A 25,092-nucleotide genomic window follows, 5' to 3' on the forward strand; every position below is an offset into this window, starting at 1 on the left:
ATCGCTAGTATCGCTTTACAAGTGTCAGAAAAATTCGTAAGTATCTTCTTTTGGAATCTGATAAATCTTGAGCAACTCCTTTGCTGTTAAGGGATCACTCCAAAGCACAGCCTCATTTTTTAGTTTTTTAAGAGCACTTTTCAAATTTCTGACATCCTTGTTAAATTTCAGCATTACGGTTTCTATCGATGTAATCTCAAATGGATACATATCGAACGAGGAAGCAAGATCCTCAACGATATAAAACTTTTCATATTCCAGTTCATCAGCCTGCTGTTTCAGTATTTTATTGTAATAAATCAGTTGCTCATCTGCCAGTTTTTCCAAATGCTGCTGATCAATTCTGTCCAGCTCCATCTGCAATTTCAGCAAGGCCATAAGATTGTTGTCATTATAAGCCTGCGTGACACGCTGCATCACTTCTGTTTTTCGTAGCTTTTCGGACTCATCCTGTTCACGGTCCGGATGAAATGCTTTCACCAGGTCCATATAAATCGCCCTTAACGATTTGGTAAGCCTTTGCTCTTCGTGCTTCTGTTTTTCCTCCTTTTCGAGCTGTTTTTGAGTTTTCGGTTTTTTAGCTTTATTTTCTTCTTTTAATCTTTCCTGTTCTTCAAATTGCTCATCCATTTCAAGCATTTTTTCAAACATTTTTTCCTGAAATTTCTCTTTGGTTGAAATGTCTTCATCGTCAAAATGCATTCCGAATTGCGAGGCCATTCCTTTCGCCATCTGTGCAGCCTCTCTCTCTATTTCTTCATTAACAGTATCAAAATCGACATCATTGTACTTATTAAAAATCGGTTTGAGATCATCGAAGCCGTCCTCATCTATCAGTTTGAAACTGACGTCAGTAATCAGATAAGTCAGTTTTTTCTTATCCGTTTTTTTAAAAATCTTATCAGAAAAGATACGATCCATACTACGGATTATTTCCGCCTTCAATGAATTCATCTTTACCTGTATTGGATTCATTTCCTTATTAATACGATTGAGAAGGTCATCTTTTCCTACTCGAAATTCAGACAAAGTTTTTTCCAGTTGCTCAATCTTTTTAGTCAGTCTGTTAAACTCTTTTTGACGTTTTGACAAAATTTCTTTTTGTGCGCCAATATGAAGAATCGTTGATTTTGCCATTTGTTATAGCGGAAGCTGGTATTTATTTTTAATAATACGACTTAAAATTACTTTTTTAAGCGATCCGGTAAGTAATCTGTCTCAATTAAATTCTTTAATATAAAAATAAATCGATGGTTACGAGCCAACATATCTCATCCCGGTATGACCAAAATATATAAAAGTTTTTTCCCTTTACTTCTTTTCACGCTAATCTGGCATCCGGATTTCGCACAGAAAAAACATTCGTCCGTTCCTTTAAAACTACAAAAGCTGTCTGTTCCAAAAGACAGCCGTTATATTATTCAGGAAGATGGAAAACCTTTTCTCTGGCTTGGCGACACGGCCTGGGAGTTATTTCACAGACTGACGTTGGAAGAAGCGGAAATATATCTTCAAAACAGAGCTTCAAAAGGATTTAATGTAATTCAATGTGTAGCACTGGCAGAGTTTGACGGACTTACCCAACCGGACCAGCAAGGACAGCTACCTTTAATCAATAATGATCCAACAAAACCGAATGAGTTATATTTTCAACACGTTGAAAAAGTAATAGATAAAGCCAATCAACTGGGTTTATACATCGGACTTTTGCCTACCTGGGGTGATAAATTCAATAAAAAATGGGGTGTCGGACCCGAAATTTTCACCCCCGAAAACGCAAGAATCTACGGTGAATATTTAGGCAGAAAATTTAAAAACAAAAAGATTATCTGGATTCTCGGAGGCGACAGGAGTCCTGAAAATGAAACACATATCAAGATTATTGAAGCAATGTCCGCAGGAATAAAAGCGGCCGTAGCAAATGATCAGATCGTCAGTTATCATCCTATGGGTGCCAGTTATTCCTCAAAATATTTCCACAAGGAAAACTGGCTAAATGTCAATATGTTCCAATCCGGACATGGGGAAAAAAATAGTAAAAATTACCTGATGATCCGTAACGATTATAAGCTCTTACCAATAAAACCTACGCTGGATGGCGAACCACGTTACGAAGATCACCCGATCAACTGGAAACCGGAATTAGGTTATTTCAACGATTTTGATGCCCGACAAGCAGCGTATTGGGCCGTACTTTCCGGTGCCTGCGGACATACTTATGGCTGTCATGATATCTGGCAGTTTTTCAATTATGACAGAAATCCTCCCGTTTCAGTTGCCAGAACAAACTGGAAAGTTGCGGTTGATTTTCCCGGGGCTCACCAAATGGGATACATGAAAAAATTTCTTGAATCTTATCCCTGGGCAACACTTATTCCGGATCAATCCATTATTAAAAATGAAAATCCGGAAGACGCAGGTTACCAGGTTTCAGCTTTTTCCAAGAATAAGGATCTGCTTATTGCTTACACCCCATCCGGACGAAGTTTCAAAATCGATCTTTCTCAATTTACATCCAAGTCATTGACAGCCTATTGGTTCAATCCAAGAGATGCTACAAAAGTTAAAATTGGGAACATCAAAAATGATGTTTTAACCGAATTTAAACCTTATGCCGCAGGCCCTGAAACAGACTGGATTCTGGTCATTGCTGATTCCACCAAACCATGGGGAAAATAAAAACTGAGTGGTTATTCAAACCGCAAATGTTTTACCGATTCTCCTGATCTGGCCAGTTCAGTTAATGATTCAATACCAATTTCCAAATGCGTGGTGACATAGTTGGTAGTTACCTTTTTATCACTTTCCTCGGTTTTAACACCTTCCGGCACCATTGGATTGTCGGATACCAAAAGTAAAGCACCGTGAGGAATTGAATTGGCAAAACCTACAATAAAAATCGTAGCCGTTTCCATGTCGATTGCCATAGCGCGTATGTCACGAAGATATTCCTTGAAACTGTCATCATGCTCCCAAATCCTGCGGTTTGTTGTGTAAACCGTGCCTGTCCAATAATCAAGGTTATGTTTGGCAATACTTGCCGAAACTGTACTTTGTAAACGGAACGAAGGAAGTGCCGGAATTTCACTTGGCATGTAATCATCGCTGGTTCCTTCTCCTCTGATGGCGGCGATAGGAAGGATCAGATCACCAACCTGCGTTTTCTTTAAACCACCGCATTTTCCAAGAAAAAGTACAGCCTTAGGATTGATCGCAGAAAGTAAATCCATTACAGTCGCCGCCATAGGACTTCCCATTCCGAAATTGATAATCGTAATATCATTTGCCGTAGCTGTTTGCATTGCCCGACCGGTTCCTTTGACCTCAACACCAAACTTTTCCGCGAACATTGTCACATAATTGACAAAATTGGTAAGCAGGATATAACTGCCAAAATCTTCCACAGCAGTTCCGGTATATCGCGGAAGCCAGTTCTCTACAATTTGTTCTTTCGTTGTCATCATTTTAATGGGTTTATTGGCATCGATACTTGTGATCATTATCTTCGCCTATGGAATCATTAAATTTGCCTGCTTTCGGGTATAAAGTTAAAGACGTAAGCGGGAAACCTTATATTTTTGACATTATACGAAGAAAATTTGTCTCTCTAACGCCGGAAGAATGGGTTAGGCAACATTTTATTCATTTGTTAATAAACCATTACGGATATCCCAAATCGCTTTTCGCCATTGAAACCGGTATGAAATACCATACTTTGGCCAAAAGAACGGACATAATGATCCTATCAAAAGAAAGTTCACCTTTTCTTTTAGTCGAGTGTAAAGCGCCGTTCATCGCTGTAAATGACCTTACTTTCGCGCAGATAAGCCGGTATAATTTCACCTTGCAGCCTGCTTATCTTGCGGTCACAAACGGCATGAGCCATTATTGTTTCAAGGTTGAAAACGGACAGGTAAAATTCCTGGATGATTTCCCTTTTTACAGGGAATGGAATAAGGAAGAAAATTAGCGTTAAAATAGGAAAAGCCTGCTGACAAGATTGTCAGCAGGCTTTTTCAAAGAGGGTTACTCAAATATTATGACAGCAATTATTTAACTGCAACCAATTTAATATCTACAACGAAGTCGTCATTAACCATTTTGTCACCAAGTGCGGCAGCGTCAAAGAACGATTTTGAGTTATATTTAATGTCGAATTTAGAACGGTCAATTACCAATTTACCAGTAACATCAGCGCCAGTTGCAGTAGGTTTAACAGTTACAGGGAAAGTGACAGGTTTTGTAATTCCTTTAATTGTAAGATTACCAGTAACGTCATAAACGCCAGCTCCTTTTGAAACCGCTTTTCTACCTACAAAAGTAGCAGTAGGGTGTTTTTCAACACCAAAGAAATCATCAGATTTCAAGTGACCGATCAACTTTCCGTTGTATTCTTTATCCGTAAGGTCAGTATTTGTAATGCTTGTAAGGTCAGCAGTAAAGCTTCCACCAGCCAATTTAGCACCGTCCATAATTACAGTACCTTCTTTCAAAGAAATTTTACCTGTGTGCTCGCCAGTTACTTTTTTACCAGTCCAGATCAGTTCACTTTTAGAAACGTCAACTTTAAGGTTTGTAGCTTTAACTTTTCCGTCAGCAGCATTAACAGCTGTAAATGCGAACAAAGAAACTGCAACAGAAGCTGCAAACGATTTTAGAGAATTCATTGTAGTCATGATTTAATTTAAATTGAATTGTTTGTTATTTGTATTAATTGTTATTTTTAGAATTACGTAATTTATCAAGCAATGAGCTGATCATATCGGCTTCTTCGGGCGTGATGCCCACCATATTTTCTTCCCATTTCTCTACTTCCGGATCAAGTGCTTTTAATAACGCCAGGCCACCTTCAGTAATAACGACATCCACAGCGCGTCTGTCATTCGGGCATGACTTCCTGTCAACCAGCTTTTTAAGAAGTAACTTATCAATCAGGCGTGAAGTATTGGAATTTTTATCCAACATTCTGTCGGCAATATCACTTACTTTAATTGGATTCGGATATTGACCTCTTAAAATCCTCAAAACATTAAATTGTTGAGACGTCATGTCAAATTCCCGAAAGATCTCCATTTGCTGATATTGGATCCAATTACTGGTATAAACCAGGTTTAGTGCCATTCGCTGATAAGGGCTTCGAAATTTTTTTTGTTTTATATCGGTTTCAATAGACATAGCTTCCGTTGTTGAAATGCAATACTGTGTATATACATATAATGTTGAAACACGTATTTGATCATTTTAAGTTCCGGTTTGTAAAAAGTATTTACGGATCTTTGTATAAGACATATAAAAAATACTACAATAAACTCTTTATCAATTAGTTAAAAAGTAAAATAATTTTTGATATTATATGTTTCAATTAATAAAGCCTCTAATTCTGGCTTCCAATTCCCCTCGCAGAAAACAACTATTACAGGAAACTGGTTTTAAATTTGAAGTGGAAGTTCTTCCAACGGATGAATCTTTTCCGGAAAACATTCCAACACATGAAGTTGCCGGGTATATTTCTTCATATAAAGCGGAAGTTTTCAGAAATCTTCATCCCGAAAAAATTATATTGACTGCGGATACGGTTGTGATTGTTGGAGAAACGATTTTAAACAAGCCAAAAGATATGGCGGATGCGGTAAGGATGCTAAAAATGCTATCCGGAAATACACACGAGGTCACAACCGCCGTTAGTTTATTGGCCGATGATCATGTTTACACCATTTCAGATACTGCGCTCGTGAGTTTCCGGACATTAGAGGAAACCGAAATAAACTATTATATTGAACATTATAAACCATTTGATAAAGCAGGCGCCTATGGTGTTCAGGAATGGATCGGAATGGTGGGGATAAACCGGATAGAGGGATCATTTTACACCATTATGGGACTTCCCGTTCATGTGGTTTACCAATTGTTAAAACCGTTTTTACTAACACAAAGCTGAAAACCAGCTTCCAGATCTGTCACGTTTCCAAAATCTGATGCATCCAAATCTTCCGAAATTTATTCCCCGCGTTTGTTACGAAATATTCGTCCGGTCGTTTTGCGACTCGAATGGAGATGGTATCGGCGATTTGAACGGGATTATTTCAAAACTGGATTATCTGGCAGATCTTGGTATTGAAGCAATCTGGCTTACACCGATTCATCCCGCTCCGAGTTATCATAAATATGATCCGGTTGATTATTACGGAATCGAACCGGAATTCGGCACGATGGAAATTTTCAAAAAACTTCTGTCTGAAGCGCACCAAAGAAATATTGTCATTTATATTGATCTGATCGTCAATCACACCAGTACGTATCATCCCTGGTTTGCACAAGCGAGCAAAGGTCCGGAAAACCCTTTCCGGCATTTTTACTGGTGGTTGTCTCCTGAGAAAATAGAAGAGCTGGGAATCGCTGAGCGACAAACTTCGGATGATTCGGACGAGGTATATCCCTGGCATGAAATCCCGGGAGATATTGAAAAATATTACGGGCTTTTCTGGAAAGGGATGCCGGATCTTAATTATGATTCGGAGCCGCTGAGAAAAGAACTCACTAAAATTATCACGTTCTGGCTTGAAGAAATCGGGATTGATGGATTTCGTCTTGATGCAGCCAGACATATTTATCCAATTTGGGAAAAAGAAAAAAATAATGGTTTCTGGGAATATTTTAATGATGTTGTCAGGAAAGCAAAACCAGATGCTTACACGGTAGCGGAAGTTTGGGCAGAAACCTGGGAGGTAGCGCCTTATCTGGAAAATCTCAACGCTACTTTTCATTTTGATCTGAGTTTTGCTTTGCAGCGCATTGTAATTCAGGAAAAAGATGAAAATCTGGTTCAGCAATTGCTGGCAAGTTATTCCCAGTTTGAAGTTTTCAATCCTGATTTTATTGACGCGATTATGCTCACCAATCACGACCAGGACCGGATTGGAAGTGTTGTGGGTAATCATATCGGGAAAATAAAACTGGCGGCTACGCTTTTACTCACCTTGCCGGGCCAACCTTATATATACTATGGAGAAGAAATTGGTATGCTCGGCACCAAACCAGACCCGTATATCCGCGAACCATTTCTTTGGTCTGAAAACGAAAAGGATCCAGGTAAGACAAACTGGCTGGAAGCACAATTTTCTACATTGAAAACGATAGAACCACTTTCAGTTCAAAGTCAGGATCCGGATTCTGTATATTCCCATTACAAAAAATTGATTGACTTACGCAAAAATATTGGAGCGCTAGGGCAGATTTTAAAACCAAATCTCCAAGAAGTCGAATCGCTGGATACTGAAATTATCGCTTATGTCCGGACACATGAATCGGAACCGATTTTGATTATTCATAATTTGAGTTACGAAGTGAAAAATATCCGTCTTCCCGAAAGCAGAGCAAATTTTAACGATTTACTTTTTTCAACAAATAAATCTTCTATCCTCGAAAACGGTGAACTTCAACTGACTTCCTACGAAAGCCTGATCTTAAAAGAAAAATCAACGCTGGTATCTGATTAATTTGCTACCAGTAGTTTGACTGGCATTCTTAACTTTATAAAGAATTACTGATCAATTCCGGCTAATCGTATTAAAATGAAATCTCGACTTACATCTTTTATTTCCTTGCTTTTTCTGGTTTCATCAATCTCGGTTTTTGCACAAAAAACATATCCAACCCTTGGAAAGATTGTTATTAACGACACTAAACTGGAAAAGCTGTTACCAAAAAATGCAAAACTTGAAGTAATAGCAACTGGATTCGTCTGGTGTGAAGGCCCGGTTTGGGTAAAAGACGGTGGGTATCTACTATTTTCTGATGTTCCTAAGAATACGGTTTTCAAGTGGGATGAGAAAAATGAGTTATCTGTTTTTCTAAAACCATCAGGTTATACCGGACTGGGTGAATATAGTAACGAACCGGGTAGTAACGGGCTGACAATTGATAGAAAAGGAAGACTGATTTCCTCCGAACATGGCGACCGACGGATCTCAGCCATGCCTTTAAACGGAGGTGGAAAAATAACTTTATCTGATAATTTCGAAGGAAAGCGTTTTAACAGTCCGAACGACGTATTACAAAATCCAACTAACGGAAGCATTTATTTCACAGATCCGCCTTATGGTTTGGCAAAATATGAAATGGATTCCAGCCGTGAAACATCTTATTTTGGTGTTTATCAAATCACGCCAAGAGGAGAAACCAAACTGATAATTAAGGACCTGACCCGTCCAAACGGATTAGCTTTTTCAGCAGACGGCAAAACACTTTTCATCGCGCAATCTGATCCCGAAAAAGCATATATCATGTCTTATCCTGTACAAACGGATGGATCAGTGGGAAAAGGAAAAATATTTTATGATGCAACGCCCATGAGTAAAACCGGATTGAAAGGTTTACCCGACGGACTTAAACTTGATGTTGAAGGAAATATCTGGACTTCCGGACCGGGTGGAATACTGATACTTTCTCCCGAAGGAAAACTTTTGGGCAAAATCGAAACGGATGGAGAACTGGCATCAAATTGTGCCTGGGGAGATGACGGATCGACACTTTACGTTACCGTTGACGGATATTTGTGCCGGATTAAAACCAGTACGAAAGGCATTAACTGGTAAAACAAATAACATGGAAAATTCCATGTTATTTGTTTCCAATTCCTCTCAAACTAAGAAGTGTATTTTCCACGCTTTTGTGAACGTTAGGCCAATCCGTTTTTCCTTCTTTATATACTTTTACATAAGCCTTGTAAAGAGCAATCTGATTTCCGTCAAGCGTATTTAATTCATTTGTTAACGTTTCCCTTTCCTGAGCGGAAGCCGATCTGAATTTTTCAATCAGAACATCCCGGCGACGTTCTACGATATCCAGTTCATAAAGTACCAGACCGCCCAATTTATCCATTTCAGCGTATTGATTGATCAATTGCTGGTTTGCTTCGGTATTTGAATTGTTACCGATTCTGGAATCTGAACCGGTACGAATGTCTGTTTCATTCCCGGTTTTTAAATAATCCTTTTTATATCTCACATCCGGCTGATCTTTTCCGGTATTATAAGACGTTGTAGATTTTATAACCGTAGTCGTATCTCTTTGTACCGAAGAGCTCGAATAAGGCTGTTGCTTGCTATAATCAGAGCCATCTGTTTTGCTCAGACTGCTTTTAAGATTTGCGCAAGAGAAATTCGACAAAGCAAGAAATGTAATTCCTGTTATAACATAGATACGACGCATGGCTAAATAAGTTAAAAGTTATGTCGTAATCCAATATTCAAATTAGGACTAAAATAAAGTACTTTGGGAAGCAATTCAACGTATCCTCCACCTTCAATAAAAAAGGAGGTCGGTTTTTGCGAGAAGAAGAATTCTAATCCGCCGGTAAATGATGGGCCGGTTGAAATATTACTTGTATGAACTTTCGAATTAACATCAGGATAATATCTTCTGGAATTGATCTGAACTCCAACACCTCCGTAAGCGATCATTCTGTCGTTAAACATGGGTACAAACCATAGATAACTACCATTCAGCATAAAACCGATACTGGCATATTCTCCTTCTCGATAGGCTTTCTTTTTCAACAAACTGGAATACGTTCCTACTGTAATATCCAGGGCATTTTTATCGCCGTATTTCCGAAGATTAAACCCTGTTGGCTCTCCTACTTTAACGCCCAAAGCCCATTTTTCAGGTTGAGCCTGAGCTAATGAAAAAGCAAAAATAAGTGCAAAAAGTAAAAAAAATCTTTTCATAAACGTGTTACTAAAAAATAAATATTAGAAATATGATATCCCGATTTTCCAACAACGGCTCTCATTTATAAAACATTAATAAAACCGAACCAATGCTAAAAACGAATATTTATTTGGACGACCAAGTAGCAGATTGGTCACAAAATTACTCGTCCGGGAAAAGGTATAAATTGTTTCCTTTAAATCAAATTATCCGGCTGTCTTTGTTTCAGGATCATTTTATTTCTAATATTGACCCGACATTTCATTATTTAAAACTAATAATTAGCCCTGTGGTTGATAATAAAAAGAGTAAAATCTTTAATTCCAAAGACTTAATTGCCTATTTTCTTGTAGCCGGAACCGGCGCTGTTGTTCAGTTACTTTGTAGTAGTTTATTTAAAGATTGGTTTGGATTAACATTTCAGGAATCAATTTTACCCGCCTACGCCGCTTCTTTTGTAGTCGGTTTTGCACTTACCAAATTGTTTGCATTCAACGCCCGTAAAACGAATCAGACAAGGAGAGAAATGGTGAAATTTCTAATGGTAGCCGTTTTTTCAGGATTTGTAACTTACATATTTTCAACAGCCGCATATTATATTTCCGACAACTATTTCCAACAATATAATTACCTTCTACCCTGGTCAAAAAAGCATGTAAATGTCAATGAAATGGCCTGTTATATCGTGGGAATGGGTTTTAGCTTTATCAGCAATTACATTTTACACAAAACTTTTACATTCAAAAGCACCGGTTTTTACAACCGTCTGAAAGTGCTGATTAGATAAATTTAAAAGTTCGCCACGAATACACGAATGGGCACTGATATTTTTTAAAATCCTTCGTGAAAAATTCGTGTATTCGTGGCAAGAATAGTATCAGCAATAATTAAAGTCTTTCCACAATTATCGCCGAAGCTCCACCGCCTCCATTACAAATAGCGGCAAGTCCGTAGCGTCCGTTTTTTTGTTTTAAAACAGAAAGTAACGTAGTGATAATTCTTGCTCCCGAAGCTCCTAACGGATGCCCCAGCGAAACTCCACCACCGAATACATTTACCCTTTCCTGATCCAGTCCGAGTTCTTTGATATAGTATAGGGCAACGACTGCAAACGCTTCATTTATCTCAAAGTAATCGATATCAGAAATTGACAATCCTGCTTTCTTCAAAACTTTTTGCGTTGCCAAAACCGGCGTAGTGGTAAACCAGGCAGGATCTTGTTCTGCATCGGCATAGGCAACAATTCTGGCTACGGGTTTTAATCCTGATTTCAAAACTACATCCGTACCTGCCAATACCAGTGCCGCAGAACCATCATTGATGGTTGAAGCATTGGCAGCTGTAACCGTTCCATCAGCAGAAAAAACCGGTTTTAACAGAGGGATTTTTTCAAACTTAACCTTTTTAAATTCTTCATCTTCTTCCACAAAAACAGAAGCACCGCCCTTTGGAGAAATTATTTCAACCGGAACGATTTCATTTTTAAAATACCCATTTTCCGTAGAATTGGCACTTAATTTATAAGAACGAATTGCAAAATCATCCTGCTCTTCCCGGCTGATACTATATTTTGAAGCGGTTTTATCACCACAAAGTCCCATGGCACTTTGGTCATACACATCCGTAAGTCCGTCTTTCACCAAACCATCAATAATTTCACCATTTCCATACCCATAACCATTTCGTGCTTTTGGTAAATAGTAAGGAATCTGGGACATATTTTCCATACCACCGGCCACAACTATTTCTGCATCACCCAATTGAATAGCTTGTGCGCCAAGCATAACAGCTTTCATGCCGGAAGCACAAACCTTATTAACGGTCGTACAAATTACGTCGGGAGATAATCCTGAAAAAATGGCAGCCTGGCGTGCAGGAGCTTGCCCAAGATTGGAAGAAATTACATTTCCCATATACACTTCCTGTACGGAAGCCGGGTCAATTTTTGATTTTTCGAGTGCTCCGCTAATCGCCACCGCGCCAAGTCTGGTTGCTGAAACAGAGGATAACGAACCGCCAAAACTACCAATCGGTGTGCGGGCAGCAGCAAGAATAAAAACTTCTTCTTTCATGATTTTGGTTTTGTTGATCTGTTTTTAGCAAATCAAAAGTTTATTGCCAGACTGTATTCAGTACAACAATAAATATAGCAATCCTGTCCTGAAATGAAGAAGTTTTTATTCTATCAATAATATTTTCGCGGATTTTAAATTAATATACGGGTTTCTAAAGATCATCAGAGCTTCCCGGCAACCGGTCATATTCTCCTTTTACACCATAATAACCGAAAATCATAAGCCCGGCACAGATCGGGATAAATATGATAATGATGATCGACCATTGTAAAGTGGTATTAGTCCTCGCTATTCCAACAGCAGCGGCCGCGATTTTATCAGCCGCCTGCATAAATAAAAATAAAATAATCGTCGGGCCTAAAATAATCCAGACAACTCCTAAAATTCTTTTAATAGTATTCATATCTTTTTGCTTAATGATAGCTGTTTTATAATGCTTTCCTAAATCTCAGAAATATTAACTACCGACAGCCGATTGCCGACCGCCGAAAGCTTAATCCGTCACATCCCGGTCACCTTTATTATTAATATAAACCGCTCCAATTACAAACGATAAAGAAGCGATTCCAATCGGATACCACAATCCGGACAAAGGCGTGGAACCTTGAAATGAAGCGACCAATGTGGCAATAAAAGGAACAAGACCGCCAAAAACGCCATTCCCTATATGATAAGGAAGTGACATAGAAGTATACCTGATTTGTGTTGGAAACAATTCTACAAGAAAAGCAGCGATCGGGCCGTATACCATAGTAACCAGCAAAACCTGGAAAAATACAAGTGCCACTATAATCCAAAAAGTGCTGTTCGGTAAGGTCACGTCAGCAAATGAAATCTTTTCTGTTGGCGGCATCGTTTCATCGGCGTGAAGCGTAACTGCTTTTATTTCCTTGAATGTACTGCCATTGTTTAAGGTTTTAATCGTAGTTGTTGTAATCAGCGAGTCTGCTTTTTCGGCTAAAAATTCTCTTGTAACAATCGGTGCCGATGTTGATTTTAACTCCGTTTTTTGAAATTCTCCAACGTTGGTTGCGTCAATAAAATACTGGTAAATCGGACGGTAAAATAATATTCCGAGTAACATACCCGACAGCATAATCCACTTCCTTCCAACTTTATCACTCCATGAGCCAAAGATTACAAAGAAAGGTGTAGCAAATAAAATAGCCCAAAGCAAAATGTAACGGGATTCGTTGAAATCCAGTTTGCAGGTATTTTCAAGAAAAGATTGTGCGTAAAATTGTCCCGTGTACCAAATTACACCCTGCCCCATCGTGGCTCCGAAAAGTGCCAGCAATACCATTTTAAAATTTGCCTTTTTCTGAAAACTTTCTTTTAAAGGATTTGCAGAAATTTTCCCTTCGGCTTTCAATTTTGAAAAAACCGGCGATTCATGCATTTTCATGCGGATATAAATCGAAACGCCAACCAGTAAAATGGAAAGTAAAAATGGAATCCGCCAGCCCCAATCGGCAAAAGCAGGTGCACCGAGAATATTTTTTGTGGCAACAATAACGCCCAAGGAAAGAAATAATCCCAAAGTTGCCGTCGTCTGGATCCAGCTTGTAAAAAATCCTCTTTTCCCAGCTGGCGCGTGTTCTGCCACATACGTGGCCGCACCACCATATTCACCACCCAAGGCAAGCCCCTGAACGAGTCTTAAAATCAAAACCAAAATAGGAGCCGCATAACCGATACTGGAATAGGAAGGAATTAAACCAATCAAAAAAGTAGAGCCGCCCATCAAAACGAGCGTCAATAAAAATGTATATTTCCTTCCAATTAAATCTCCCAATCGACCAAAAACCAATGCCCCAAAAGGCCTGACTATAAAACCTGCAGCAAAAATTGCCAACGTGTTAATTAGCGCCGACGCACCGGCGTCACTTGGAAATAGCTGATGACCAATGATTACTGCAAGACTTCCAAAAATGTAGAAATCGTACCATTCAATTAATGTCCCGAGTGAGGAAGCTGCGATCACTTTTGTGATGCTTTGTGTAACATTGTCTTTGGGTGTACTCATTGATCAGCAAGTGGTAAGTATTGAACGTGAGATGGTTTGCCGGATATGGCAAATGCTTAATTAGCTGAATAAGGCATAAATACTGGTTCAATACTCATAAGAAAATAAAAAGCCTTCCAATTCAATTGGAAGGCTTCTAACATTTTAATCTCTTTGTTGACCTATTATTTGTCTAAATTGTCCTCATCATCTTCGTTTTCCAAATCGACCAAAGTTGCATCTTCTGCTTTGTTGGCTACATCATCGACACTATAATCTTCCCTCAACAGATCAGGATTTTCACTGGGTAGATCTGTCCCAAGAGTTTTTCCACTCGTCTTATTTGAATAAACCGGTGGTTCCAACAACGACTTACTTGTATCTATAATTTCCGGATCTTTTCTTTTCGATATCATGATCATTCAGTTTAAAAGTTGACTACTAAACTAATTCTGATATCAATTTTGAAATAATCATACCTGTTGCTTTTCTATCTTAATCTGTAATTAAATGTAGAGAATTTTCCGTTTTTGTAGAAGATGAACGCATGGGTTTTCCACTGCTATATGATTATGAACCTGATCAGCATAGGTCAGATTACTATTTGAATCAGAAATAACACTGAGATTTGGTATTATCTAAAAACCTCATGAAATTGCCGCCCTGCTTGGATCCATACGGATTTCTGTTTCCTGAATCTCCTAAACCATTTAAAAATGCTAGAAAAAATTGCACTTCTATTTATATTGATATCCGGATTTTTTTATCAAAATCCCGTTATTGCCGACCCGGCAGATTCTACACTTATTATCAAAAAAATCACAGACTTTAAAGTCAATGGTGAGGGTTCGGCAGCAAACTGGGCGAATGCCAGCTGGTTTGATATAACCGTTCAAAACGGCCCAAAACAAACGAAACCAGGTAAACAATTTCCTACAAAAGCCAAAATTATGTATTCCGAAAAAGGGATATATTTTCTTTTTGACTGTACAGATAAAAGACTGACCTCAACCATCATGGAAGATTTCGGGCTCTTGTTTAAAGAAGATGTTGTGGAAGTTTTTTTATGGCCGGATACTGCCATTCCTATTTATCTGGAATACGAAGTTTCTCCGCTGAATTATGAACTTGCCATTCTGGTACCAAATCTCAAAGGTGGAAATACTGGCTGGAAACCCTGGCATTATGACGAGCGAAATAAAGTACAGCACGAAACCAGCGCCTTAGGCCAAAAGAAAAGTATGGCGGCAGTAGAGGGCTGGAAGGCTGAATTTTTTATTCCTTATGCACTTATGAACCCGATTATCCCCACAGCACCAAAATCGGGTACACAGTGGAAAGGGAATTTTTACCGTATTGATTATGACGACGCCGAAACTGCTTATTACTCATGGCAGAAAACCAGTGGAAGTTTCCACGATTTCAAAAAATTCGGTACGCTCATTTTCGAATAAAATTTAATCAAATAACCACTAAACCATGAAACAAACCATTCTTATAATCATCTGTTTAATCGCAGCGACCATGACTTTTGCACAGAAACCAAAAACCAGAGAAATTCTCTACATCGGGACTTATACTCAAAAAGGTGAAGGAATTTATGTCTACGATTTTGACAGGAGCACAATGTCATTCAAAGAATTGCAGGTTTTGACCAATAAAAACAGTCCTTCATTCCTGGAATTCCATCCGAATAAAAAATTCCTTTATTCTGCCAATGAAGATAATAATACGATCTCGTCATATAAAATTGATCAGGTAACGGCCAAACTTACCCCGATCAACGAAAAATCATCCGTTGGAAAAGGCCCATGCCATGTAAGTGTAGATCCGAAAGGGCGATTTATTTACGTTTCCAACTACGGCAGCGGATTGCTGGCTGTTTATCTGTTAAATGCAGACGGAAGCATCGGAGAACTGGCAGACCAGATTCAGGACAAAGGTTCCGCATCTCAAAAACCACATATGCACTCGGTGATTCCTTCGGCAGACGGTAAATTTATTTACGCGTCAGATCTTGGGATCGACAGAATTATGGTTTACATGGTCGATCAGAAAACCGGAAAACTTACGCCGGGCGCAGTTCCTTATGCCGAAGTAAAAGCAGGCGACGGTCCGCGTCACTTTGCTATTCATCCAAACGGAAATTTTGGATATTCTGCCTGTGAATTAAATTCGGTTGTCAATGTTTTTCAAATTGTAAAAAACACGGGTGCCTTGGTTCCTATCGAAAGCGTGAGTATGCTTCCTGCTGATTTTAAAGGAAAAAGTTTTGCAGCCGATATTCATTTTTCACCGGACGGGAAATTCCTTTACGCCTCTAACCGCGGACATGAAAGTATTGTCGTATATGCCGTTGACGCCAAAACCGGAAAATTGACCACCGTTGGCTTCCCTGAAACACATGGAAAACATCCGCGCAATTTTATGGTTGATGCAAAAGGAGAATTGGTGATTGTTACCAACCGGGATAATAACAATGTTGTTTTCTTTAAACGAAATGCTGAGACAGGTTTATTGACTTATCTGAATAAGGAAATTAGTATCCCTACGCCGGTTTGTGTGAAGCAGTTGTTTTTGAAGTAGAAAAAATTTGATAATGATAAAGCCGCTAATCTGATTTCATATCAAATTGGCGGCTTTGGTGTTTCAACTTAAAATTCTCCTTTCCAAATTAACTCATAATCACTTTTAAGAGCCAAAGGAATTTGTTCTGTGGGAAACGTTTTTATAATTTCTATACAATTAAATATTGAGGCTTTTGCTTCTTCAATACTATCTCCTATTCCCGTGATCATTTCTACATTTTCTGCATAGGCACCATAATGGCCTTTGCCTTTTTCGATGGTGATTTCTATTTTTTGCATAACTATATTTAAAGTTTTAAACCATTAAACAGAAATTCTACTTTTTAATTTTCCAACTCATCAAGGCTGTATTACTATCTTTACTGATTACTAAATATTCTTCTTCCATAAAATTTAGTCCAGATAAATACTAAAATTGAATATTATTTTTCTTTATAACTTCATTCCCCTCTCTTCACAAACCTACCCGAAAAAACATCCGTCGCCTTCCCATCCCTAAACACCACTTTTCCATTCACCCAAACCATCAAAATCCCATCGGATAAAGCCTTAGGATTAGCGATGGTTGCATTGTCTTTGACTGTTTCAGGATCAAACAAAACCAGATCTGCGTAGTAATTTGGTGTAACAATTCCTCTGTTTTTGATTCCGGTATTTTCTGCGGCCAGGCCTGTCATTTTATAAACCGCTGTTTCAAGCGACATAATTTTCTGTTCTCTCACATACTTACCTAAAACGCGTGGAAAAGATCCATGTCCACGCGGATGGCCGCCTACACTTCCGTCAGAACAAATGCTGCTATTGGGCCAGGCTAAAAAATTAATTACATCGTCTTCGGACATTGAAGTGGCAGCAATCACCGCAGTGCCATCCTTTTCTTCCGCTTCACGAACAATGCGCATCAACGCTTTTGCCGGACTTTCCTGATTCATTACCCCAATTTCTGTAACTGTTTTTCCTTCAAAAGATTTATTGGCAGAAAAATTAGTGATGTAAGATTGGGCTGGATCGAACAATTGTTTGGTCGCAAAAATGGCACTTTCTTCATTATTAAAATCTTTTTTCGGAAATAAAACCCGCGGCGTAGACATCCACATCTGGTAAGGATAAACATCCGCGGTTATATTAACTCCATCCGCTCTGGCTTCTGCCAGTTGCGCAAGAATATCATGAGATTTCCCCCACTTACTGACCATAGCGATTTTCATATGAGAAATCTGAACCGGAATTTTTGCCTTTTTCCCGATCTGAATAATCTCGTCCAGCGATTCTTCCAGATTCATATCCTCACTCCGGATGTGACTGATATATCTTCCACCTTTGGATGCAGCCACTTTTGCCAAATCCACCACTTCATCCCGGTTGGAATAAAATGCATCTTCATATTCAAGTCCCGTCGCCAAACCCAACGAACCTTTTTCAAGCTCTCTTGACAAAATACTTTTCATCGAATCCAGTTCCGACGGTTTGGAAGTACGAAACAGTTTTTTTCCCATGGCCATAGAACGCATCATACCATGACCGGTATACGTTGCCAGATTTGTACTAACCGGCTTATTTTTCATTCGTGCCAAAATGCTGTCAATGGGTATTCCACCGCCATCCTGACCAACCACAATCGTAGTAATTCCCTGACTGATCGTTGAAAGAGATTCGGGATTATCTTCCAGTCCGCGGTCATGGTGACTATGGCTGTCTATAAAACCGGGAGCGAGTACTTTCCCTTTTCCATCAATTATTTCTTCATTTTTGTAAGCCGTCAGCTCGCCAATATCCCGAATTTTTGCATCAATCAGCCGCACACCGACTTTTCGGCCAGCCGTTCCTGTTCCGTCGATCAAATTTACATTACTGATCAGGCTTGTCACCGGCACTTTAATAGGCCTTCCTTCAAAAAGACTGGTTGCTAATCCGGCAGCCTTGTAATTTCCGGAATTATCAAGAATAATTAACGTTTCATTGGTTTTTATATGTCTGACAATCATTGTATTAAACCCTACCCAGCCACCAGAATGCTGTACAATTTCTCCTGCTTTGGTAATAAACCAGCCAAAACCGTACCCTGTTTCCTTTCCATTATTCAGTTTTCCGGACGTAATTGCTTCCTGAAAAGTGGTTTTCTTAACAAGCTTTTCAGTGTACAAAGCCTGGTCCCATTTGTACAGATCTTCAACGGTTGAATAGATATTTCCATCACCAACCACACCATCAAACCGCACCAGATCATTCAAAACTTTCTTTCCGCCTTCAATTTTAAAACCGAAAACACGGCTTGGCGGATAGATTTTCATTTTTAACGTGCAGACATAAGAATTGGTCATATTTAATGGAACTGCAATATATTTCTTAAAAAACCGGTCAGCCGGCATACCCGAAAGTTCTTCAATAATAGAAGCAAGCGTGGTGTAATTGGTATTGCAATACTCAAATTTCTCTCCCGGCTGAAAAACCAGCTCCGGCTTTTTGATTGCAATCAATTCGAGCAAAGATTCATTGGTAAGCGTATCCAGTAAACCCATATTATTCTGGGCAAAATCAAAATACTCCGGCAAACCCGAAGTATGGTTCATCAATTGACGCACGGTAATCTGGTCATAAGGAAATTCAGGTAAGTACCGATTTACTTTATCGTCAAACTTCAATTTCCCCTGCTCTTTCAAAATCATCGCCATCATAGTAAAAAACTGCTTGGAAACCGAGGCAAGATTAAATGCCGAAGCCGTAGTAAGCGGCTTATCATCAGGCGTATTCGTTATTCCATAAGCTTTTTTGAAGATAGTTTTTCCATTTTCACCAATCAAAACGGTACCGTTAAACAGATCTCGCTCTTGTAAATAAGTAAGAAGGGAATCTACTTTTTGGGCTTTTTTAGTGATTTGAGCTTGGGTAAAGAATGGGAAGAGAAATAATAACAGAAGTAATTTTTTCATAACGTGATCTGAAGAGTTTTGGGTTAATAGCAATAAGCCACTAATTTATATCAAACCCGCGCAAATCATACTACTTCCGGATTTATTAAGGTTATTTATGAAATAGTCTTGTTTAAATCGTATCTAAATACAAATCAGAAATTTATTATCCTCCTACCAAAATAAAAAATTACCAAAACCAACAATGGCCAAACTATATTTTTATAATTTAGTCAATTGAAAAAAATAATTACACCAAAAAGAGTATCATTAGATATTTGCTGCATCTTTTCTCTGTCAGTCTGTCAAATAGACTTTGACAATTCCTAATCACCTTTTCAGTCACATTTACATTATGATAAACCGCAGAGATTTAATCAAGCATCTTTCTACTTTTCCCCTTCTTGGCGGGATTTTAGGGCAATCGAGCCTGGATCCTTTGAGCTTTACCGCAAAACTCCCGGTCAGAAATCTGGCGAAAGAATTGGGCATCCGTACTTTTATTAACGCAGCGGGTACCTACACATTTATGACGGGTTCCCTGATGCAGGATGAAGTTGTTGAGACAATTCAGGCAGCATCGAAGGATTTCATGATTCTTGATGAAGTACAAACCAAAGTTGGTGAAAAAATTGCCGCACTTACACATGCAGAAGCAGCCGTGGTGACCGCCGGATGCTTTTCTGCATTAACCCTTGGACTGGCAGGCGTTTTGACCGGAATGGATTCAAAAAAAGTGGAAGCACTGCCACATCTTGAAGGAACTGAAATGAAATCGGAAGTGATTATCCAAAAAGGTCATAACATAGGATACTCACACGCTTTGACAAACACCGGCTGCACCATTGTTTCCGTTGAAACGCTGGAAGATCTTGAAAAAGCGATTAATGAAAAAACGGCTTTGATGTGGTTTTTAAATATCCAGTCGGATCAGGGGCAGATTAAACATGAAAAGTGGATTGAAATTGCAAAAAGCAAAGGAATTCCAACAATGATCGATATGGCTGCGGATGTTCCTCCGGTCGAAAACCTTTGGAAATTCAATGACATGGGCTTTGATCTGGTTTGTGTTTCAGGTGGAAAAGCAATGCGCGGACCGCAAAGTGCAGGAATTTTGATGGGTAAAAAGAACCTGATCGAAGCAGCAAGATTAAGCATGCCGCCACGTGGATCAACGATCGGACGCGGAATGAAAGTGAACAAAGAAGAAATCCTGGGCATGTATGTGGCACTTGATAACTTTGTGAAAATGGATCACAAAAAAGAATGGAAAATGTGGGAAGACCGCATCGCTCTGATCAGTAATGCTGCGAAAAGTGTGAATGGTGTCACCGTTGCAACCACGGTTCCGGAACTTGGAAACCATACACCTACCTTAAAAGTAAGCTGGGATCTGGCGAAGGTGAATCTTCCGGTAAAAACTTTGCAGGAAAATCTACGTAACGGAAATCCTTCTATTGAAATTATGCCCGCCGACAATACTTCGCTTACCATAACAGCGTGGATGTTAAAATCAGGTGAAGAAAAAATAGTAGCGGCAAGATTAAAAGAAGAATTATCAAAAGCAGTCGTGTAAAAAACTGTGTTTGATTATTTTATCCTAAACCTTAATTTCCTGATATGAAGCACAAATCCTTTCTGATTTTTTGTCTGGTTTGCCTGAATAGTTTTGCCCTGAGTGCCCAGACTTATAGCATTTTGATTAAAGGCGGTACGGTTATCGACCCGAAAAATAATCTCAACCAAATCATGGATATCGGGATTTTTGAGGGAAAAGTTAAAAAGGTTGCCAAGGATATTGATCCAAAAGAAGCTGCAAAAGTCGTGGATGCAAAGGGCATGTATGTTACGCCCGGCCTTATTGATATTCATGGACATGTTTTTTTTGGTACCCAGCCAGACCATTATTTAAGTAATGGTCTGGTGGCTTTACCGCCCGATGGTTTCACTTTCCGCGTGGGTGTTACTACCATTGTTGACGCTGGCGGTGCGGGTTGGGAAGCTTTTCCCGAGTTTAAAAAGAATGTCATCCTTCATTCAAAAACGCGGGTTCTTTCGTTTCTGAATATTGTTGGCGCAGGTATGCGCGGCGGACAATATGAGCAGGATACCAGCGATATGGATGCGCATATGGCAGCAGCTGTGGCGTTGAAAAATAAAAATGATGTGGTTGGATTTAAAGCCGCACATTTTGTAGGTGCCGACTGGAAACCCATTGAACGTGTTGTAGAAGCAGGAAAACTGGCTAACATGCCGGTTATGATTGACTTTGGAGGTAATAATCCTCCCCTTTCTCTTGAAACATTATTTACAAAATATCTTCGTCCCGGAGATATTTTTACGCATGCGCTTACCAATCTGGAAGGTAATGTAAGAGAAACAATAGTAGACGAAAAAACGGGAAAAGTAAAGCAGTATGCTTTGGACGCACGTAAGAAAGGGATTATTTTCGATGTGGGTTATGGAGGCGCGAGTTTCAATTATTCCCAGGCCATTCCTGCTATCAAAAACGGATTTCTTCCAAACACCATCAGTACCGATTTACACACCGGAAGCATGAATTCCTCCATGAAAGATATGCTCAGTATTATGTCCAAATTTCTGGTCATGGGTGTTGATCTTCCAACGGTTATCAAGGAAAGTACCTGGGCTCCGGCGCAGGTTATCAAGCGTGAAAATCTGGGTCATCTTTCTGAAAATGCAATTGCGGATATTGCAATATTTTCCATGCGCGAAGGCAAATTCGGATTTTATGACCGTACTGGTTACAAAATGGAAGGCAAGCAAAAACTGGAATGTGAAATGACGATCATGGGTGGAAAAATTGTCTACGACCTGAATGGAATCGCATTACAGACAACGAAATAAAAATTATCAAAACCTCACTGAACTATAAAAATTACTACATGAAAAGGATTTCTAATTTTTCCCTGTCAACCCTGGCTTTCACATTTTGCTTGGCAGTATTATCCGTCGCAACTCAGGCACAAGAGGTTACCGATTACGAAGCTCGAATTAAAGAGAAGAACATCAAACTGATCAAACCGGTTGCGCCTATTGCCAATTATGTTAAAGCTGTACAGGTTGGAAATCTCGTTTATTTGTCGGGACACGGGCCAGACAAGCCGGAAGGAGGACAAATGATTGGAAAAGTTGGAACAGAATTAACAATTGAACAAGCAAAAGAAGCAGCTCGTTTGACAGGAATTTCTCTTGTTTCAACGCTAAAAGGTTTTCTTGGAGGTGATTTAAACAAAGTAAAAAGAATCGTAAAACTTCTCGGCATGGTTAACGCAGGCCCGGATTTCGGTCAGCATCCTATGGTGATTAACGGTTGTTCGGATCTGTTGGTTGAAATCTTTGGAGAAAATGGAAAACATGCACGCTCAGCCGTAGGAATGGGTTCACTTCCGGGAAATATTCCGGTAGAAATCGAAATGATCGTAGAGCTGAAATAGCTGTTAGCTGTTAGCTGTCAGCGATTGGCTGTTAGCTCGACCCTAAGCTTGAAAGACGATTGACAATTATCCATAGTGAATCGTCAAAACCTAAAACCTATTTCGACATCTCCTAAACCCGTCGATTGTGAACTTAAAAATTGCTTCCTCTTTACTCATTATTCTGGTTACAGGCTTTGTAACCAGACCTCAGCCCGATGTCGTCAATTCAAAAAATGGCGGACTTTTTTTACCCGACGGCTTCGAGGCCGTCGTTGTCGTTGACAGCCTACCCGGCCGCGCACGACATATTGCGGTAAACGAAAACGGCGATATTTATGTCAAAGCACGGTTTGCTGATAAAAATGAATCGGTTATCGCGCTCCGTGATACCAATAATGACGGTCGAGCGGATATCATAAAAAGTTTCGGTGGTTCTAAAAAAGAACATGGCTATGGAACCGGCGTGCGGATTCATAACGGCTATATTTATTTCAGTTCTGAACTGATCGTTTACCGCCAGAAACTTACACCCGGACAACTGATTCCGGACGGGAAAGAAGAAATTATCATGACCGACGATCATGCGCACGGAATGCATGAGCACATCGCAAAACCGATTTCTTTTGACAATAAGGGAAATATGTACATTCCGTTTGGCGCACCTTCCAATGCCTGTGAAGAATTATTCCGTATGCCCAGTTCCGCCGGGATGACGCCTTGTCCATTTTTAGAAGATCATGGAGGAGTCTGGCGTTTTGATGCCAATAAGTTGAATCAAACACAAAAAGATGGCTATCGTTATGCAACCGGAATTCGAAGCGTTGTAGCGATGGACTGGAATAATGCTGATGATAACTTATACTTATTACAGCACGGACGGGATGATTTATTACGACTTTGGGCAGGTGTTTACTCACCATGGCAAAGTGCCATTTTGCCTTCGGAAGAATTTGCAAGAATAAAAGACGGTACTAATCTTGGCTGGCCCTATTGTTATTATGATCAGATCCAGCAGAAAAAGGTATTGGGACCAGAATATGGCGGAGATGGGAAAATAGTTGGAAACTGTGGTATTTATGAAAAACCGCTAATAGGATTTCCCGGTCATTGGGCTCCGAATGATCTTCTTTTTTATCAGGGCAATCAATTTCCAGAACGTTACAAAAATGGTGCTTTCATAGCATTTCACGGCTCTACAAACCGTGCGCCTTATCCGCAATCAAGTTATATCATTGGTTTTGTTCCTTTTCAAAACGGCCAGCCTTCGGGCGGCTGGGATATTTTCGCAGATGGTTTTGCGGGTGTTGATCCAATTGTCAATACCAGCGATGCCGCTTACCGGCCGATGGGAATTGCCATGGGGTCGGATGGTTCTCTTTATTTTGCTGAAACTGAAAAAGGAAAAATCTGGAAAATCACTTACAAAGGAGACAAATCCAAGTTTGCCGGTATTGCTTTGGAACAAATGGAAAAAAGAAAAACCATGTCTCATATTCGCACGCCGGATGTTATAAATGACAATTTGGATAAAGACAAACCGGTAGCTGGTGGAAAAGTTTATAGTGTGTATTGCGCGGCCTGTCACCAGCGAAACGGCCAGGGTGATTCTCAAAGATTTCCACCACTCGCAGGTTCTGAATGGGTGAACGGTGAAAAGAAAAAATTAATAGACGTATTACTTAAAGGTTTGGACGGGCAGATTGAAGTAAAAGGTAAGCCTTACAACAACATTATGCCTAATCACAGTTTTCTCAAAAACGAGGAGATTGCCGAAGTACTAACTTTTATCAGACAAAGCTTCGGAAATAATTCGTCTGCTATCGACGCTGATGATATTAAAAAAGAACGTAAAGCATTAAAGCTAACTGACTAAAAAACAACAAATTCCTAAACAAAAAATTATTCGTTCAATGATTTTAAACAAAAAGATAGCCGCAAGCTTTTTAATTTCCGGGGCAATCGGTGTCGTTGGTTTATCTTCCTTCAAAGGAAATGAACAGCCATTCCACAGCCAGGATCGCTGGATTGCTCCTGCGTGGGCCGATACGCTCACAAGTCCATACCACGACGAACCGCTAACACTGGCCAATGGCGAAGAATTATTTGGATTATACTGCGCTTCCTGTCATGGCGAAAGCGGATATGGAGATGGTGCCGCTGGTGGCGCATTAGGCCAGAAACCTGCCAATTTCCACGATTCACTGGTAAAAAAACAAACCAACGGTGCATTGTTCTGGAAAATCTCAAACGGAAAAGGAAATATGCCTCCATTCCAGGACGTTTTTACGGCTGAACAAAGATGGCAGTTGGTAACTTACCTGAGAAAATTATCTGTGACAGAATAACCTTTCCCGGACCTGAAAA

25 protein-coding genes are annotated in these 25,092 nt (G+C 39.6%); 13 read left to right on the forward strand and 12 right to left on the reverse strand.

Annotated features, from left to right (window positions below):
- Window positions 1-24 precede the first annotated feature (24 nt).
- Entirely contained in the window at window positions 25-1,137 is a 1,113-nt protein-coding gene (locus FZF08_RS01500) for a hypothetical protein (protein ID WP_159466846.1), read from the reverse strand.
- A gap of 144 nt (window positions 1,138-1,281) precedes the next feature.
- On the opposite strand from FZF08_RS01500, the gene FZF08_RS01505 reads away from it, so the two are divergent.
- Window positions 1,282-2,679, forward strand: coding sequence for a glycoside hydrolase family 140 protein (locus tag FZF08_RS01505; protein WP_159466847.1), 1,398 nt, complete (start codon window positions 1,282-1,284; stop codon window positions 2,677-2,679).
- 11 nt (window positions 2,680-2,690) lie between these two features.
- Here the strand turns inward: FZF08_RS01505 and FZF08_RS01510 are convergent, their stop codons facing one another.
- Window positions 2,691-3,461 (reverse strand): AMP nucleosidase, encoded by a 771-nt coding sequence (locus FZF08_RS01510; RefSeq protein ID WP_159467301.1) that lies wholly within the window; start codon window positions 3,459-3,461, stop codon window positions 2,691-2,693.
- Window positions 3,462-3,511: 50 nt separating this feature from the next.
- Here FZF08_RS01510 and FZF08_RS01515 point away from each other — a divergent pair, with 50 nt between their 5' ends.
- Complete coding sequence (locus FZF08_RS01515; RefSeq protein ID WP_159466848.1) at window positions 3,512-3,970, forward strand: type I restriction enzyme HsdR N-terminal domain-containing protein; 459 nt, start codon at window positions 3,512-3,514, stop codon at window positions 3,968-3,970.
- A 79-nt stretch (window positions 3,971-4,049) separates the two neighbouring features.
- Here the strand turns inward: FZF08_RS01515 and FZF08_RS01520 are convergent, their stop codons facing one another.
- Window positions 4,050-4,667 (reverse strand): YceI family protein, encoded by a 618-nt coding sequence (locus FZF08_RS01520; RefSeq protein ID WP_159466849.1) that lies wholly within the window; start codon window positions 4,665-4,667, stop codon window positions 4,050-4,052.
- A gap of 43 nt (window positions 4,668-4,710) precedes the next feature.
- Complete coding sequence (locus FZF08_RS01525; protein ID WP_159466850.1) at window positions 4,711-5,175, reverse strand: MarR family winged helix-turn-helix transcriptional regulator; 465 nt, start codon at window positions 5,173-5,175, stop codon at window positions 4,711-4,713.
- Between the two features lie 178 nt (window positions 5,176-5,353).
- On the opposite strand from FZF08_RS01525, the gene FZF08_RS01530 reads away from it, so the two are divergent.
- The 3 genes from FZF08_RS01530 to FZF08_RS01540 all read left to right on the forward strand — a co-directional run bounded on the left by FZF08_RS01530 (window position 5,354) and on the right by FZF08_RS01540 (window position 8,594).
- Window positions 5,354-5,938 (forward strand): Maf family nucleotide pyrophosphatase, encoded by a 585-nt coding sequence (locus tag FZF08_RS01530; protein ID WP_159466851.1) that lies wholly within the window; start codon window positions 5,354-5,356, stop codon window positions 5,936-5,938.
- A gap of 37 nt (window positions 5,939-5,975) precedes the next feature.
- Window positions 5,976-7,496 carry an alpha-amylase family glycosyl hydrolase gene (locus tag FZF08_RS01535; protein ID WP_159466852.1) on the forward strand — a complete coding sequence of 507 codons (1,521 nt, stop codon included), beginning with the start codon at window positions 5,976-5,978 and terminating at the stop codon, window positions 7,494-7,496.
- A 75-nt stretch (window positions 7,497-7,571) separates the two neighbouring features.
- Complete coding sequence (locus tag FZF08_RS01540; RefSeq protein WP_159466853.1) at window positions 7,572-8,594, forward strand: SMP-30/gluconolactonase/LRE family protein; 1,023 nt, start codon at window positions 7,572-7,574, stop codon at window positions 8,592-8,594.
- A 25-nt stretch (window positions 8,595-8,619) separates the two neighbouring features.
- Here the strand turns inward: FZF08_RS01540 and FZF08_RS01545 are convergent, their stop codons facing one another.
- Window positions 8,620-9,210: a hypothetical protein gene (locus tag FZF08_RS01545; protein ID WP_159466854.1), complete on the reverse strand. Its 591-nt coding sequence runs from the start codon at window positions 9,208-9,210 to the stop codon at window positions 8,620-8,622.
- A gap of 11 nt (window positions 9,211-9,221) precedes the next feature.
- Entirely contained in the window at window positions 9,222-9,728 is a 507-nt protein-coding gene (locus FZF08_RS01550; RefSeq protein WP_159466855.1) for a hypothetical protein, read from the reverse strand.
- Between the two features lie 272 nt (window positions 9,729-10,000).
- On the opposite strand from FZF08_RS01550, the gene FZF08_RS01555 reads away from it, so the two are divergent.
- Window positions 10,001-10,498, forward strand: a complete 498-nt coding sequence (locus FZF08_RS01555; RefSeq protein ID WP_229216380.1) for a GtrA family protein — start codon at window positions 10,001-10,003, stop codon at window positions 10,496-10,498.
- A 100-nt stretch (window positions 10,499-10,598) separates the two neighbouring features.
- On the opposite strand, the gene FZF08_RS01560 is transcribed toward FZF08_RS01555, so the two are convergent.
- The 4 genes from FZF08_RS01560 to FZF08_RS01575 all read right to left on the reverse strand — a co-directional run bounded on the left by FZF08_RS01560 (window position 10,599) and on the right by FZF08_RS01575 (window position 14,207).
- Window positions 10,599-11,783 (reverse strand): acetyl-CoA C-acyltransferase, encoded by a 1,185-nt coding sequence (locus FZF08_RS01560; protein ID WP_159466857.1) that lies wholly within the window; start codon window positions 11,781-11,783, stop codon window positions 10,599-10,601.
- Window positions 11,784-11,937: 154 nt separating this feature from the next.
- The gene (locus FZF08_RS01565; RefSeq protein WP_159466858.1) at window positions 11,938-12,189 is read right to left on the reverse strand and encodes a DUF6814 family protein; all 252 of its coding nucleotides are present in this window, start codon (window positions 12,187-12,189) and stop codon (window positions 11,938-11,940) included.
- Window positions 12,190-12,279: 90 nt separating this feature from the next.
- Complete coding sequence (locus FZF08_RS01570) at window positions 12,280-13,812, reverse strand: MFS transporter (RefSeq protein WP_159466859.1); 1,533 nt, start codon at window positions 13,810-13,812, stop codon at window positions 12,280-12,282.
- A gap of 164 nt (window positions 13,813-13,976) precedes the next feature.
- Complete coding sequence (locus tag FZF08_RS01575; RefSeq protein ID WP_159466860.1) at window positions 13,977-14,207, reverse strand: hypothetical protein; 231 nt, start codon at window positions 14,205-14,207, stop codon at window positions 13,977-13,979.
- Window positions 14,208-14,507: 300 nt separating this feature from the next.
- Between FZF08_RS01575 and FZF08_RS01580 the strand changes: the two genes are divergently transcribed.
- Window positions 14,508-15,245: a carbohydrate-binding family 9-like protein gene (locus FZF08_RS01580; protein ID WP_159466861.1), complete on the forward strand. Its 738-nt coding sequence runs from the start codon at window positions 14,508-14,510 to the stop codon at window positions 15,243-15,245.
- A gap of 25 nt (window positions 15,246-15,270) precedes the next feature.
- Window positions 15,271-16,377 (forward strand): lactonase family protein, encoded by a 1,107-nt coding sequence (locus FZF08_RS01585; RefSeq protein ID WP_229216381.1) that lies wholly within the window; start codon window positions 15,271-15,273, stop codon window positions 16,375-16,377.
- Between the two features lie 68 nt (window positions 16,378-16,445).
- Here FZF08_RS01585 and FZF08_RS01590 read toward each other — a convergent pair whose 3' ends face one another.
- Entirely contained in the window at window positions 16,446-16,658 is a 213-nt protein-coding gene (locus FZF08_RS01590; protein WP_159466862.1) for a hypothetical protein, read from the reverse strand.
- A 161-nt stretch (window positions 16,659-16,819) separates the two neighbouring features.
- Window positions 16,820-19,309 (reverse strand): serine hydrolase, encoded by a 2,490-nt coding sequence (locus FZF08_RS01595; RefSeq protein ID WP_159466863.1) that lies wholly within the window; start codon window positions 19,307-19,309, stop codon window positions 16,820-16,822.
- A gap of 334 nt (window positions 19,310-19,643) precedes the next feature.
- Between FZF08_RS01595 and FZF08_RS01600 the strand changes: the two genes are divergently transcribed.
- From FZF08_RS01600 to FZF08_RS01620, 5 genes are all read left to right on the forward strand, one after another.
- The gene (locus tag FZF08_RS01600) at window positions 19,644-20,864 is read left to right on the forward strand and encodes an aminotransferase class V-fold PLP-dependent enzyme (RefSeq protein WP_159466864.1); all 1,221 of its coding nucleotides are present in this window, start codon (window positions 19,644-19,646) and stop codon (window positions 20,862-20,864) included.
- Between the two features lie 44 nt (window positions 20,865-20,908).
- A complete protein-coding gene (locus tag FZF08_RS01605) occupies window positions 20,909-22,156 on the forward strand; it encodes an amidohydrolase/deacetylase family metallohydrolase (RefSeq protein WP_159466865.1) in 1,248 nt (415 codons plus the stop codon).
- A gap of 38 nt (window positions 22,157-22,194) precedes the next feature.
- A complete protein-coding gene (locus FZF08_RS01610; RefSeq protein WP_159466866.1) occupies window positions 22,195-22,746 on the forward strand; it encodes a RidA family protein in 552 nt (183 codons plus the stop codon).
- A 127-nt stretch (window positions 22,747-22,873) separates the two neighbouring features.
- On the forward strand, window positions 22,874-24,601 hold the full coding sequence (locus tag FZF08_RS01615; RefSeq protein ID WP_229216382.1) for a c-type cytochrome: 1,728 nt from the start codon (window positions 22,874-22,876) through the stop codon (window positions 24,599-24,601).
- Between the two features lie 37 nt (window positions 24,602-24,638).
- Window positions 24,639-25,073: a cytochrome c gene (locus tag FZF08_RS01620; RefSeq protein ID WP_159466867.1), complete on the forward strand. Its 435-nt coding sequence runs from the start codon at window positions 24,639-24,641 to the stop codon at window positions 25,071-25,073.
- Window positions 25,074-25,092: the final 19 nt, after the last annotated feature.

The sequence above is a fragment of the Dyadobacter sp. 3J3 genome (assembly GCF_009801115.1).
Taxonomy (GTDB): Bacteria; Bacteroidota; Bacteroidia; order Cytophagales; family Spirosomataceae; genus Dyadobacter.

What these genes read in the sequence shown, in the direction of transcription:
- FZF08_RS01550 (WP_159466855.1), bottom strand. Translation starts at nt 9,728, where the DNA reads ATGAAAAGATTTTTTTTACTTTTTGCACTTATTTTTGCTTTTTCATTA.
- FZF08_RS01605 (WP_159466865.1), top strand. Translation starts at nt 20,909, where the DNA reads ATGAAGCACAAATCCTTTCTGATTTTTTGTCTGGTTTGCCTGAATAGT.
- FZF08_RS01515 (WP_159466848.1), top strand. Translation starts at nt 3,512, where the DNA reads ATGGAATCATTAAATTTGCCTGCTTTCGGGTATAAAGTTAAAGACGTA.
- FZF08_RS01535 (WP_159466852.1), top strand. Translation starts at nt 5,976, where the DNA reads ATGCATCCAAATCTTCCGAAATTTATTCCCCGCGTTTGTTACGAAATA.
- FZF08_RS01620 (WP_159466867.1), top strand. Translation starts at nt 24,639, where the DNA reads ATGATTTTAAACAAAAAGATAGCCGCAAGCTTTTTAATTTCCGGGGCA.
- FZF08_RS01600 (WP_159466864.1), top strand. Translation starts at nt 19,644, where the DNA reads ATGATAAACCGCAGAGATTTAATCAAGCATCTTTCTACTTTTCCCCTT.
- FZF08_RS01570 (WP_159466859.1), bottom strand. Translation starts at nt 13,812, where the DNA reads ATGAGTACACCCAAAGACAATGTTACACAAAGCATCACAAAAGTGATC.
- FZF08_RS01595 (WP_159466863.1), bottom strand. Translation starts at nt 19,309, where the DNA reads ATGAAAAAATTACTTCTGTTATTATTTCTCTTCCCATTCTTTACCCAA.
- FZF08_RS01560 (WP_159466857.1), bottom strand. Translation starts at nt 11,783, where the DNA reads ATGAAAGAAGAAGTTTTTATTCTTGCTGCTGCCCGCACACCGATTGGT.
- FZF08_RS01565 (WP_159466858.1), bottom strand. Translation starts at nt 12,189, where the DNA reads ATGAATACTATTAAAAGAATTTTAGGAGTTGTCTGGATTATTTTAGGC.
- FZF08_RS01530 (WP_159466851.1), top strand. Translation starts at nt 5,354, where the DNA reads ATGTTTCAATTAATAAAGCCTCTAATTCTGGCTTCCAATTCCCCTCGC.
- FZF08_RS01575 (WP_159466860.1), bottom strand. Translation starts at nt 14,207, where the DNA reads ATGATATCGAAAAGAAAAGATCCGGAAATTATAGATACAAGTAAGTCG.
- FZF08_RS01585 (WP_229216381.1), top strand. Translation starts at nt 15,271, where the DNA reads ATGAAACAAACCATTCTTATAATCATCTGTTTAATCGCAGCGACCATG.
- FZF08_RS01500 (WP_159466846.1), bottom strand. Translation starts at nt 1,137, where the DNA reads ATGGCAAAATCAACGATTCTTCATATTGGCGCACAAAAAGAAATTTTG.
- FZF08_RS01610 (WP_159466866.1), top strand. Translation starts at nt 22,195, where the DNA reads ATGAAAAGGATTTCTAATTTTTCCCTGTCAACCCTGGCTTTCACATTT.
- FZF08_RS01505 (WP_159466847.1), top strand. Translation starts at nt 1,282, where the DNA reads ATGACCAAAATATATAAAAGTTTTTTCCCTTTACTTCTTTTCACGCTA.
- FZF08_RS01520 (WP_159466849.1), bottom strand. Translation starts at nt 4,667, where the DNA reads ATGAATTCTCTAAAATCGTTTGCAGCTTCTGTTGCAGTTTCTTTGTTC.
- FZF08_RS01580 (WP_159466861.1), top strand. Translation starts at nt 14,508, where the DNA reads ATGCTAGAAAAAATTGCACTTCTATTTATATTGATATCCGGATTTTTT.
- FZF08_RS01590 (WP_159466862.1), bottom strand. Translation starts at nt 16,658, where the DNA reads ATGCAAAAAATAGAAATCACCATCGAAAAAGGCAAAGGCCATTATGGT.
- FZF08_RS01510 (WP_159467301.1), bottom strand. Translation starts at nt 3,461, where the DNA reads ATGACAACGAAAGAACAAATTGTAGAGAACTGGCTTCCGCGATATACC.
- FZF08_RS01525 (WP_159466850.1), bottom strand. Translation starts at nt 5,175, where the DNA reads ATGTCTATTGAAACCGATATAAAACAAAAAAAATTTCGAAGCCCTTAT.
- FZF08_RS01540 (WP_159466853.1), top strand. Translation starts at nt 7,572, where the DNA reads ATGAAATCTCGACTTACATCTTTTATTTCCTTGCTTTTTCTGGTTTCA.
- FZF08_RS01545 (WP_159466854.1), bottom strand. Translation starts at nt 9,210, where the DNA reads ATGCGTCGTATCTATGTTATAACAGGAATTACATTTCTTGCTTTGTCG.